Origin of the sequence: Haloferax sp. Atlit-6N (assembly GCF_003383195.1) — an archaeon.
GTDB classification, from domain to species: domain Archaea; phylum Halobacteriota; class Halobacteria; order Halobacteriales; family Haloferacaceae; genus Haloferax; species Haloferax gibbonsii.
On record NZ_QEQJ01000414.1, the window covers coordinates 1 to 435 of the forward strand.

1 protein-coding gene is annotated in these 435 nt (G+C 65.5%); it reads right to left on the minus strand.

All coding sequences use genetic code 11. The features are described 5' to 3' along the window. Window positions 1–44: 44 nt before the first annotated feature. Window positions 45–435: helix-turn-helix domain-containing protein (locus tag DEQ92_RS22980; RefSeq protein WP_199522999.1), on the minus strand; the 391-nt coding region annotated here is incomplete at its 5' end.

The following is a 435-nucleotide window of genomic DNA, read 5'->3' on the forward strand; positions in this document are numbered from 1 at the left end:
ATTATTACTGTTAGAGTCAGTCTGCTGCCACGAATACACGTCACTCAGCGGCGACGATCGGCGGTCGACGGCGAGGCTGGCGTCTCGTCGAAGAAGGCCGTCAAAAGCTTCTGCTGGGCCTTTCTGAGGTGGTTGTGAAGCGTCGGTGAGGAGACGTCGAGCGAATCAGCCAGTTCCTCGGCGGTCGAGCCGCGACGCCACTCGAAGTAGCCGCTGTGGTACGCCGCCCGGAGAACCGTCGCCTGGCGATCAGAGAGCCGATCAGCCAGGCGTTCGCGGAATCCCTGGTCGGTGTCGACAGAGCGATCGGCCTGGTGTTTCGCCGCCAGCGACACCGAGGGATGCGCGTCGGTGACGGCGTCGACGACCGCGCGGACGTCGGCCTCGCCGGGCTGTTCGACCGTGACCGTCGCATCGCCGCCATCGGCCCGCAAC